Consider the following 11,449-nt stretch of genomic DNA (forward strand, 5'->3'; position numbering starts at 1 on the left):
TTACCTGCTGTCCACCGCTATGGCCCGGCAACTTCGATAGACACCTGCTTTGCGTTATCTGTCGAAACACGCTGGGTACGCCCCTGAAAATCGGTGACACCTTTCGCGATGACCCTCGAACCGACGCGTATCCGGTAACGCACCCCCGTCTGTCGCTTGCCGGTGGAGTCTCTTAGCTCGAACTGCTCATTGAACCGCTTGGGGGCACGCTCGCGACAATCGCACGCCCATGCGTAACCCAGGGCTTCAGCCATGTCGTAACCGTTCGAATACGACTTCAGCCTATCGAACGGAAACCATTCGCCGGTTTCGGCGTTGAGCGCCATCGCGGATGGCATTCGCGGAAAGTTAGAGTAGATTGAATAGGTGATACGGCAAAGCTGGCACTCTTCCTTGCCCCCGGTTTCATCCTGTTTCTGTTGTTCCATCTGACCTCTGCTGATTTTCCGGAACACACCCGACGAATTAACCGTCCAAAACGTGACACGGTCAATTACTTTAATTCGAGATAAAACCGTTTTGACGGAATTTCACAATTGCTCTGCCTATCTCATTTTCAGGTGCAGTTTTCCAATATCACCGTCAACAAAAAAAGCGGCATTGAGCCGCTTTTTCCGTAAGTCATCGACGCCGGTTAGTGCTTTGTCCATGAGGCGTCCATAGCCGCCAGTTTCCCGTTCGCGCCCTGCGCAGCGTCAGCGAGAATCGCTGCCGCGTCCGCCGGTGTCAGTTGGCGGTTAGGAAGCCCCTTGGCGTCGAGCGCAAGCACCGTGAACAGTTCCTGATCGCAGCGGTTGGTCGCGTGGTAGTTCTCGCCGATCTGGATCATCAGCTCTAGCAGGTTGCGGCGTTCGTGTCTTTCCTCGACAGTCACAGCAAGACTCCTGAACATCGAGGTCGCAAGTGTAATCAGATGTCGGAGTTGCTGCCCCTGCCGGTCGCAAAGATGGAAGGCGGCAAGCGCGAGGCGTTCATACTGGAGAGCGTCTACAGCGAGACGGGAGGGAGATTGCTGCTTTCTGGCGGGTTTGGTCACGATGGGCATGCCCTGCAATCCAATGAATTCCACGCCTTCGAGTTCAGCAAACCCTGGCACTCATCCAGCGAATTCCTTTTTCCTGCGGCATGAACGGGGGCAGCATGGCCTAGCAGGCAAGAAGAATCTCTATTACAAGGATGTACCGCCGCCAGTTATCGAGGAACTGTGGGCGCGCTTCTTTGCGGCCCTGCAGCCACTGCACGTGTGGCGGGCAAACTCGGCGCGGTGCTATTCCAGTTTCCGAACTGGATAACCGCAGTACCGAAAGCGATGAGGCACGTCGAGCACTGCGCCGAGCGCATGCACCCGTTTGTGACCGCGTTCGAATTTCGGCACGAGAGCCGGTTCAGCGATAAGCACCGCGAGTCAACCCTTGCGATGGAGCGTGAACGCGGGTTCGTTCACGTGATTGTCGGTGCGCCGGAAGGCGTGACGAAGCGCGCGCACTCAGTTTGGGAAGCGACGTCGCCCGAACTCGCGATCGTACGGCTGCATGGCCGCAACGCGTCGACATTGAGCGGCGCCGAGTCGGCGGCGGAACGGTTCAACCATGACTATAGCGACGACGATCTTCGCGAACTCGCGCCACCGATTGAGGACATTGCGGGGCGCACGGCGCGCACACACGTCCTGTTCAACAACTGCTATCGCGATATCGCGCGGCGAAACGCTGTGACAATGATGGGGGTTCTGCAAGTCACGCGGTAAAGGCGCCGGAATTGTTCGCGCTGTCCCCGTGCCGAGAATTCCTGATCCTGATAGCCATTACGAAGCCCATGAGAGTACTTGCCACCCACCGATGCGCAAGCGCGGCGAAGACCGGCACAAACGCGATATCGAAGCTGCCGAGCCCGTAAGCGGCGACGTAACCATCAATCACGAACAGTCCGCGCAATACAAGCGCACCAGCAAGGTGGCGAGCTTCCAGCAATCCGGCTCGGCAGATACGCAACCGCTGCCGCCGCTGCAGGATGTTGAACTGAGCTGGATGGGTCCTAACGGCTTCGTGCTGACCGACATCGAGTTCATCGGTGATATCGCCTATGCTCGGTCGTGGTGGTGCCCGGTCGCTGCATGTCTCGGCGCGCGATCTGTGATTCTGTTTCACGCTGGAATGAAAAGGCCCCGCCGAGGCCGGACCCTATTCGTGTGCTTACGTGTTGATAACCCTGGTGCGTGGGGTCACTCTTGGATCGTTGCACATCCATGCGCAGCTACCTTTACAGATCGGATGCAACTCGACTTCGATCTGGCGGACAGCTAGTTCACCGTCAGCCCGCTTCACCACGAACCCATCCGTAAGAGTTTTCGGCACGATATAGATATTCTCACTTCTGATACCGAGCTTCCTCAAATACGCTTGCACGTTTTCCCCGCGGCGCTCCTGCAAGACGTCAAGATCGTGCTCGCCAATATATGCACCGGCCATCACAATCGCCTGAATCTGCACGTCAGGCCACTTCTTTGCCTCTTCCACCGCCTCTGCGATTGCGCGCCGATTTTCCTTTGAAAGTTCAACCGTGTTGAATGGCAACTCAATAGCCGCTACCTCTCCGATAGTACAAGCAATAACCGGGCGTCCCAAGCAAAACCACACGGCAAGCAATGCCGCGAGAAGGCCACCGCGCAAAATCGGTTGTCTACTCATGGTGCGATATTTACTCCATCGAATGTCGCTATGTAGCCAGCGATGCTGTCCGCCGATCTGGATCATGAGCTCCAGCAGGTTGCGGCGTTCGTGTCTTTCCTCGACAGTCACAGCAGGACTTCTAGCGGAGCCTGAATTGCGCGAGAAGGCCAATAATCGTAGCTGGTCGATCAGCGTTCCGGGCCACAGACAGTCAACGCGATTCGGCTTTATTCGCGTTCTGCTCGACAATGAGTTGCGGGGCGAATAGTTGGCCGACCTCGGTCCAATACCGGCACCGAACCGCGCCCGCAATCACAACTCCAGCACCGTCACCCCGACTTCCATCCGATGCGCGCCGCCGCCGAGAATCGTCCCGCGTAGTAACGACACATCGCTGTAATCGCGCCCGATCGCGAGCGTCACATGATCCAGATCGGCGAGCACGTCATTGGTCGGATCGAGATCGATCCAGCCGCTAGCCGGACAATGCACCGACACCCAGGCGTGCGAAGCATCCGCGCCAATCAGGCGCGGGTGTCCCGGCGGCGGATCGTTGCGCAGATAGCCGCTGACATAGCGTGCGGGCAAGCCAAGCGAGCGCAGACAGCCGATCATCACCTGCGCGAAATCCTGACACACGCCGCTCTTCAGCTCAAACGCGCGTTCGGCCGGCGTATCGAACAGCGTCGCCGACGGCTTGTACGCGAAGTCCTCGTGAATCCGATGCATCAGATCGATCGCGCCCGCGACGAGCGGCCGGCCGGGCGTGAAGCTCGGCAACGCATACGCGCGCAGCGACGGCCGTAGCGCAATATTCGGCGAAGCGAAGCAGTACTCCGCCTCGGCACGGAACGCGCCGCCCACGCGAAACCGCAGCGCCTCGGCCACCGTCTCCCAGGGCGGGGTGGCCTCGGCGTCGAGGTCGGTCCAGCGCGGCGTCAGCGCGACCGTGGTTTCGCTGACGAGCTGCAGGCGCTCGTGCGGTGTATCGAGCGCGAAGTACAGCACGTCGTTGCCGAACGCGTCGATGCGGCTATGCTGATACGACGGCTGCGGCTCGATGCGCTCGCTGCGCGAGATCACACGCTGCCACGGACACGCGAGCGGCCGGATCGTCGCCAGATGCTGCGCGGTTTCGACATACGTCGAGTAATGGTAAACAGTGCGATGCGAAACAGACAGCACCGTCGACGCGTTCTTCATGCCCACACCTGCGAGGCAACCGTGGTCGCGTGACTGAAATAGCGCGCGCTGATCTCATGCGCGGCCGCGTTGGCGAAGCCGCCGATCTGATCACACAGCGCAATCAGCTTGCCATACGAGCCCTGTTCGTCGACCTCGCACAGCGATTCGAGCGTCGGCAGCGATTCGACGGGCGGCAGCAGCTCCGCGAACGGCCGATGCCGCACGCTGCCCGCCGCGATGGCGATCTCGTCGAGTTTGTTGCGCAGGCGCTCGTACACGCCATAAATGCCACGCGGATTATGCGGTTCGATCACGAGCAGATCGAGCAGCGCCGGTACTTCGAAACGTCCCGGATACAGCGAGCGATACGTGAGCGTGCTGTCGAACATTTGCAGCAGCAGATCGAAGCCGGCCGGCGTCGCGAGCTGGCCGTTCACGGCGACGCCGCGCATGAACGCGGCCATCGTCGCGACGCGTTCGATATGACGCCCGACGAACAGCAGCCGCCACGCTTCATCGCGCGTCATGCGGTCGCCTTGCGCGCCGCTGATCGCCGATAGTTGCACCGACAGACGCTCGAGCGCATTTGCGAGCGTCACGCGGTCGTAGCGATCGAACGCACTACCGCTACTCGCGGCGCCCGCACCGCCGTTGCCCGCGTCCACGGCCGGCAGCAATTCCTGCAACGCGTCCTGAAAGTCGTTGCGCGCCGCGAGGATCATGCGCCAATGATCATTCGACAAACGCCCGCGCACCTCGCCGTTCGCGCGCGCCTGGCAATTGAGGTTCTGGCTGATGCTGACGCTGCCCGCGCTCTCGCCGAGATTCGCGACGAGCGCGCGCTCGAACGTCTGCGGCGACGGCAGCCCGTGCGGCGACGCCAGGTCGCCCGACTGCACGAGGCCGCACCATGTCGCGAGTTCGACCAGCGTCGCGAACATCGAATCGGCGTCGTTGCCTTCGAGCGAGCCGAGAATCAGCCGCAGCAGACGCACGTTGTTTTCCGCCCGCTCGCCGTAGCGGCCCGCCCAGAACAGGTTCTCCGCGGCGCGGCTCGATACCGTGCGATGCTTGCGCGTGAGATCGGCGGGCTGCATCGGCGAAGGCAGCAGCGTGAACGTCGAGCTCGGCTGGCTCGACAGCACCCAGGTATCGACGCTGCTGCCGCCGTGCTGCATCGATACCGTGGTCTGACGCTCCGCGGCCATGCGCGTAAAACCGCCCGGCATCACGTGCCAGCCGCCGTTGACGTCGGCAATCGCATAGACGCGCAGCACCGACGGCCTTCCGCCGATCGTGCCCTCCTCGAAGCGCGGCGTGCAGGAAAAGCGCTGCTCCTGCTGGATCGTGAACGCGTCGGGCAACGCGTCGATGCGCTCGCGCCATGTCGCGAGCGGCTGCCTGCCCCCTTCGATGCCGGGCGGCGTGTCGCGTCCCGTGAGCGGCCAGGTCGGCACGATGAACGCGTCGTCGAGATGCGCGAACGCATGCTCGCGCGCGGCCCGTTCGCCGCACCACCAGGTCGGCACGCCGGGCAGCAGCAGCTCTTCGCCGAGCAACGCTTCGGCGATACCCGGCATGAAACCGTGCAACGCCGGCGACTCGGCGAACCCCGAGCCGGGCACGTTCGACACGATCACATTGCCCGCGCGCATCACCTGCAACAGCCCCGGCACGCCGATCGTCGAATCGGCGCGCAGTTCGATCGGGTCGCAGAATGCGTCGTCGAGACGGCGCAGCACGACGTGCACGCGTTCGAGGCCGGCCAGGGTCTTCAGATAGAGCCGGTCGCCGCGCACGGTCAGATCCTTGCCTTCGACCAGCGTGACGCCGAGATAGCGCGCCAGAAACACATGCTCGAAATAGGTTTCGCTGTACGGCCCAGGCGTGAGCAGCGCGATATGCGGTGACGCGTCGGCGCTTTCCTCGTTGCGCATCGTCGCTTGCGCGGCCTGCACGAGCGTCGCGATCAGTTGCGAATAGAGCGGCGCGAGCCGGCTCACGCGCAGCGAGCGGAACGGCTCCGCGAGGAGCGTCGACACGATCAGGCGGTTTTCGAGCGCGTAGCCGAGACCGGACGGCGCCTCGGTGCGATGCGCGATCACGCTCCACTCGCCGCCCGGCGTACGCGCGAGATCGAGCGCGACGACCTGCAGATACTGACCGCCGGGCGGCGTGAAGCCCTTCACCGAACGCAGATAGCCCGGATGGCCGAACACCAGCGCGGGCGGCAGTCGGCCATCTTCGAGCAGCGTCCGCGGTCCGTAGATGTCGGCAACGATCGCGTTGAGCAGATGCGCGCGCTGCGCGACGCCGCGCTCGAGGTGCGCCCACTCGGCCTCGCTGATCAGGAACGGCAGGAGGTCGAGCGCCCATGGCCGTGACTTGCCGTTGTCCGCGTAGACGTTGTAGCTGATGTCGTTGTCGCGGATCTGCTGCGCGATCGACGCGTGATGGTCCGCGAGCCGCGCCACGCCGTCCTCGTCGAGCAGTGCGAAGAACTGCCGCCAGGGCTCGCGCAGCGCGCCCGACGCGTCGCGCAGCTCGTCCCAATGTCCGTCATGACCCGGCAGCAATCGCAACAGGGACGAAGCGTCCGCCGGCATGGCGGACGCTTCGAAGGGCAAAGTCGATTGAAAGGCCAAGGTCGTTTGCTGTCAGTGATGCGTGTTTTTCAACTGTGGCGCAGATCGAGCGTGAACGGAAATTCGCGGCTGCGCTGCGGTCTGCCCACGGCGAGCGGCCCGGGCGTATGACCCGACGCGAAGAAGCGCGCGCGTCGCCGGCTTTCCGCCTCGTAGGCGTTCACCGGGAAGGTCTGATAGTTGCGCCCGCCCGGATGAGCGACATGATACTGGCATCCGCCGAGCGAGCGGCCGCTCCATGTGTCGACGAGGTCGAACGTGAGCGGCGCGTGTACGCCGATCGTCGGATGCAGCGCCGAGGGCTGCGACCACGCGCGAAAACGCACGCCGGCCACGTACTCGCTGACGCGGCCGGTCGGCTGCAAAGGCACCGGCACGCCGTTGACGCTCAGCACGTGACGATTGCCGTTCAACCCGAGCGCGCGCACCTCGAGCCGCTCGACCGACGAATCGACATAGCGCACCGTGCCGCCGCTGGCGCCCTCCTCGCCCATCACGTGCCATGGTTCGAGCGCATTACGGATCGTCAGGTCGATGCCGCTCAGCGTCATCTCGCCGACGAGCGGGAAGCGGAACTCGAAGTGCGGCGCGAACCACGCGCTATCGAAGGCGAAGCCGGCTTCGCCGAGCTCGGCGAGCACGTCGTCGAAATCCATCTTCACGAAAGTGCCGAGCAGGAAGCGATCGTGCAACTCGGTGCCCCAGCGGGTGAGCCGCTGCGTGTACGGCATGCGCCAGAATCGCGCGACCAGTGCGCGCAGCAGCAGTTGCTGCACGAGACTCATGCGCGCGTGCGGCGGCATCTCGAAGCCGCGCAGCTCCAGCAGGCCGAGGCGGCCGGTCGGGCCGTCGGGCGAATACAGCTTGTCGATGCAGAACTCGGCGCGGTGCGTGTTGCCGGTCACGTCGATCAGGATGTTGCGCAGCGCGCGGTCGATCATCCACGGCGGCGGGTTGCCGCTGTCGCGACCGCCGAGCAGATCGACCTGGCGTTGCAGTTCGGAGAACGCGATCTCGAGTTCGTAGACCTGATCGTTGCGCGCTTCGTCGACGCGCGGTGCCTGGCTCGTCGGTCCGATGAACAGCCCCGAGAACAGATACGACAGCGACGGATGGTTGTGCCAGTACGCGATCAGGCTCGCGAGCAGATCGGGCCGGCGCAGGAACGGGCTGTCGGCCGGCGTCGCGCCGCCGAGCACGAAGTGATTGCCGCCGCCGGTGCCAGTGTGGCGCCCGTCGAGCATGAACTTCTCGCTGCTCAGATAGCTGTGCGCGGCCGACTGATAAAGGTACTCGGTGTGATCGACGAGCTCGTCCCAGTTCGCGGCCGGATGAATGTTGACTTCGATCACGCCGGGGTCCGGTGTCACCTGCAGCACTTTCAGACGCGGATCGCGCGGCGGCGGATAGCCTTCGAGCACGATCTGCATCTTCAGCTCCGCGGCCGTCGCTTCGACTGCGGCGAGCAGGTCGAGATAGTCGTCGAGATCGGTCAGCGGCGGCATGAATACGTGCAGCAGCGTACGGCCGCTGCCGAACGAATCGGCTTCGGCTTCCGGGCCGGCCGCGCGTTTCGGGTCGCGCACCTCGACGCACAGCGCGGTACGCAGCGTGTCCTTCGACGATTCGCCACGCGCGGGCAGCGATTCGTCATGGCGCTGCGGCGCATACGCAAGCACGCCGCCGTGCGGCATGCCGCTCAGCAGATCGGCCGCCGGCAGCGACAGCGCGGCCGCCTGCCGCGCGCTGGTCTGTTCCTCGGCGACCTGCCGGCCCTCGCGCCCGCCTTCGTACTGCACGCGCAACTGCGCGGCCGTGCGCAGCGGCTGCGGCGGTGCGAACGGATCGTGCGCGTGCTGATACGGATAGTCGGTCTTCGACACCCACGGCAGCGATTCGAGCGGCAGCCGGTAGCCCATCGGCGAATCGCCGGGAATCAGATACATGCGTTCGTCGCGGAAGAACCAGCGGCCCGTGATCCACGTCGGCGCGATGCCCGGCGCGCCGCGCTCGCGGCCGAGCGGCAGCACGTAGCCCGCCGGGCTCGCGAGCCCGGCGTCGAACACGCGCCGCAGTCGCGCGCGTTCGAGCTCGTCGTCCAGACGCGCGTCGAACGGATCGACGTTGACCGGCAGGCGACGCTCGCGCCACAGGTAGTACAAGGTGTCTTCGTAGCCTGGCTGGATGCAGTCGGCGTCGAGCGACAACTTCGCGGCCAGATGCGCGATGAAGCGTTGCGCGTCGGCGGCCGTGTAGCGGCCCGGCTCGCGTTCGTCGGCGAACAGGGCCGGGTTGTGCCAGCACGGCTCGCCGTCGGCGCGCCAGTACAGCGACATCGCCCAGCGCGGCAGTTGCTCGCCCGGATACCACTTGCCCTGGCCGATATGCAGGAAGCCGTTCGCGCCGTAGCGGTCGCGCAGCCGGTCCATCAGCGCGACCGCGTAGCCGCGCTTGGTGGGTCCAAGCGCGTCGGTGTTCCATTCGGCGGCGTCGCGATCGCGCACCGATACGAAGGTCGGCTCGCCGCCCATCGTCAGTCGCACGTCCATGTCGGCGAGTTCGTAGTCGACCCGCGCGCCCATCTTCAGCACGTCGCGCCACGCGGCTTCGCTATACGGCTTCGTGACGCGCGGCGACTCGAGCACGCGTTCGATCGACATCGTGTGTCCGAACTCGACCTCGCTTTCGTCGACCGCACCCGAGATCGGCGCCGCGCTGCCCGGCTCCGGCGTGCACGCGACCGGTATGTGCCCTTCCCCCGCGAGCAGCCCCGAGGTCGGATCGAGCCCGATCCAGCCCGCCCCTGGCAGATAGACCTCGCACCACGCGTGCAGGTCGGTGAAGTCGACCTCGGTGCCGCTCGGGCCGTCGATCGATCTGACGTCGGGCGCGAGCTGCAGCAGATAGCCCGACACGAAGCGCGCCGCGAAGCCCAGCTGCCGCAGCGTCTCGACGAGCAGCCAGCCCGAATCGCGGCACGAGCCCGCCGCATTGGTCAAGGTTTCCTCCGGCGTCTGCACGCCCGGCTCCATCCGGATCAGGTAGCGGATCTCGCGTTGCAGCCGCTGGTTCAGCGCCACCAGGAAGTCCGCGGTGCCGGCCGGCGTGCGGTCGATGCTCGCGACGAACTCGGCGAAGCGCGGCGTCATCGGCCGCTTCACGCAGTAGGGCGCGAGTTCGGCCGCCAGCTCCGGCGCGTAGTCGAACGGAAACTGCTCGGCCGACGGTTCGAGAAAGAAGTCGAACGGGTTGTAGACGGCCATTTCGGCGACCAGATCGACGCTCACCTTGAACTCACGGGTCTGCTCGGGAAACACGAGCCGCGCCTGATAGTTGGCGAACGCGTCCTGCTGCCAGTTGATGAAGTGCCCCGCGGGTTCGACGCGCATCGAGTACGACAGGATCGGCGTACGACAATGCGGCGCGGGCCGCAGCCGCACGACCTGGGGTGACAGCGTGACCAGCCTGTCATAGCGGTAATGAGTAACGTGATGCAACGCGACGCGTATGGACACTCCGGACTCCTCGACGAAGGGGGCAGCCCGCCAAAAAAGCAAGCTCTATGCCGTTGCTGGACAAACCCGTATGAATCGTTTGGTGTTGTCTGAACTGCGTTTGCATGGCGTACCTCGCGCCCTGCCGCGGGCTCGCCTCGGACCGTGCACCAAAGCGGCGCAGCGCCGATGCACGATCATGACCGTACTGTGCGTTAAAGCGGTGACGTCTTGCAATCGCGGCATGAAGATTGCGACCGGCTTTCGTCCGCTATCGCGTTGATGATGCCGCTTACCATGGCTCATCATCGCAAACGACATAGCACCGATCACGAGGCCCGCCCGATGAAAACCTTCCACTGTAATCGCTGCGCGCACCTCGTGTTCTACGAGAACGTCCGCTGCGAGCGCTGCGAGTCGCTGCTCGGCTATCTGCCTGAACTGCGGGAAATCAGCGCGTTCGGGGACGCCGGCGACGGCCGCTGGCGCAGCCTGCATCCCGAGGCGAATGGCGCGCTGTTCCGACAATGCCACAACTACGCGGTCGAAAACGTCTGCAACTGGATGATCCCGGCCGATTCGCCCGACACGCTGTGCCACGCCTGCCAGTTGACCAGCACGATTCCGAACCTGAGCGAACCGGAAAACCGGCTCTACTGGTACCGGCTCGAAGTCGCGAAGCGGCGTCTGCTGTACACGCTGGCCGAGCTTGGCCTCGACGTGCGATCGCGCGACGCGGACCCCGAGCGCGGTCTCGCCTTCGAGTTTCTCGCCGACGGCGGCGACGGCAAACCCGTGATGACCGGTCACGACAACGGGCTGATCACGCTGAACATCGCCGAGGCCGACGACGCGCATCGCGAGAAAGTGCGCACCGCGATGGGCGAGCCGTACCGCACGCTGCTCGGCCACTTCCGCCACGAGACGGGCCACTACTTTTTCCGCCACCTGATCGAAACCGAGCCGCGCTGGCTCGAACCGTTTCGCAAGCTGTTCGGCGACGAGCAGGCCGACTACGGCGAAGCGCTGGACGCCTACTATCGCGACGGCGCGCCGGCCGACTGGCAGGCGTCGTACATCAGCGCTTACGCGACGATGCATCCGTGGGAAGACTGGGCGGAGACATGGGCGCACTATCTGCTGATCGTCGACGTGCTCGACACGTCGACGTCTTACGGCCTCGCGCTGCTGCCCGACGATCCGAGCGAGCCGACGCTGACCGACCGCACGCCGGTCGAGGACGCGAGCTTCGGCAATCTGATGAAGCGCTGGTTTCCGCTCACCTATGCGCTGAACAGTCTGAATCGCAGTCTCGGCATGCCCGACGGCTATCCGTTCACGCTCGCCGCGCCGGTGGTCGACAAGCTGCGCTTTGTGCATCGCGTGATCGCGGCAGCGGGTGACAAGCGCGACAAGCGGGGCATCCGCGAGCCAACCAGCGCATAAAAAAGCCCGC

The 11,449-nt window shown here is 64.3% G+C and carries 9 protein-coding genes and 1 pseudogene; 3 read left to right on the plus strand and 7 right to left on the minus strand.

From position 1 onward, the window contains the following. Nucleotides 1-17 precede the first annotated feature (17 nt). Nucleotides 18-428: a hypothetical protein gene (locus HDG32_RS03295; protein WP_184063154.1), complete on the minus strand. Its 411-nt coding sequence runs from the start codon at nt 426-428 to the stop codon at nt 18-20. Nucleotides 429-634: 206 nt separating this feature from the next. Continuing rightward, entirely contained in the window at nt 635-874 is a 240-nt protein-coding gene (locus tag HDG32_RS03300) for a hypothetical protein (protein WP_184063421.1), read from the minus strand. A gap of 39 nt (nt 875-913) precedes the next feature. Here HDG32_RS03300 and HDG32_RS03305 point away from each other — a divergent pair, with 39 nt between their 5' ends. Both HDG32_RS03305 and HDG32_RS03310 read left to right on the plus strand, forming a co-directional pair. Beyond that, nucleotides 914-1,129: a hypothetical protein gene (locus tag HDG32_RS03305; RefSeq protein ID WP_184063435.1), complete on the plus strand. Its 216-nt coding sequence runs from the start codon at nt 914-916 to the stop codon at nt 1,127-1,129. 19 nt (nt 1,130-1,148) lie between these two features. Continuing rightward, nucleotides 1,149-1,747, plus strand: a pseudogene (locus HDG32_RS03310) (DUF72 domain-containing protein); the annotation flags it as partial. On the opposite strand, the gene HDG32_RS03315 reads toward HDG32_RS03310, so the two are convergent. The 5 genes from HDG32_RS03315 to HDG32_RS03335 form a co-directional block, all read right to left on the minus strand. Next, on the minus strand, nt 1,737-2,147 hold the full coding sequence (locus HDG32_RS03315; protein ID WP_184063156.1) for a hypothetical protein: 411 nt from the start codon (nt 2,145-2,147) through the stop codon (nt 1,737-1,739). The pseudogene HDG32_RS03310 and the gene HDG32_RS03315 overlap by 11 nt on opposite strands. Nucleotides 2,148-2,192: 45 nt before the next feature. Then, nucleotides 2,193-2,798, minus strand: coding sequence for a hypothetical protein (locus HDG32_RS03320; protein WP_311539342.1), 606 nt, complete (start codon nt 2,796-2,798; stop codon nt 2,193-2,195). A gap of 183 nt (nt 2,799-2,981) precedes the next feature. Then, entirely contained in the window at nt 2,982-3,872 is an 891-nt protein-coding gene (locus tag HDG32_RS03325; protein ID WP_184063158.1) for a transglutaminase family protein, read from the minus strand. Then, nucleotides 3,869-6,460, minus strand: coding sequence for a circularly permuted type 2 ATP-grasp protein (locus HDG32_RS03330; RefSeq protein ID WP_260335512.1), 2,592 nt, complete (start codon nt 6,458-6,460; stop codon nt 3,869-3,871). The genes HDG32_RS03325 and HDG32_RS03330 overlap by 4 nt, the downstream gene beginning before the upstream one ends. 68 nt (nt 6,461-6,528) lie before the next feature. Continuing rightward, complete coding sequence (locus tag HDG32_RS03335; RefSeq protein WP_184063162.1) at nt 6,529-10,014, minus strand: DUF2126 domain-containing protein; 3,486 nt, start codon at nt 10,012-10,014, stop codon at nt 6,529-6,531. 324 nt (nt 10,015-10,338) lie between these two features. Here HDG32_RS03335 and HDG32_RS03340 point away from each other — a divergent pair, with 324 nt between their 5' ends. Next, nucleotides 10,339-11,439: a putative zinc-binding metallopeptidase gene (locus tag HDG32_RS03340; protein ID WP_184063164.1), complete on the plus strand. Its 1,101-nt coding sequence runs from the start codon at nt 10,339-10,341 to the stop codon at nt 11,437-11,439. Nucleotides 11,440-11,449: the final 10 nt, after the last annotated feature.

The sequence above is a fragment of the Paraburkholderia sp. CI2 genome (assembly GCF_014201055.1).
Lineage (GTDB): Bacteria > Pseudomonadota > Gammaproteobacteria > Burkholderiales > Burkholderiaceae > Paraburkholderia > Paraburkholderia tuberum.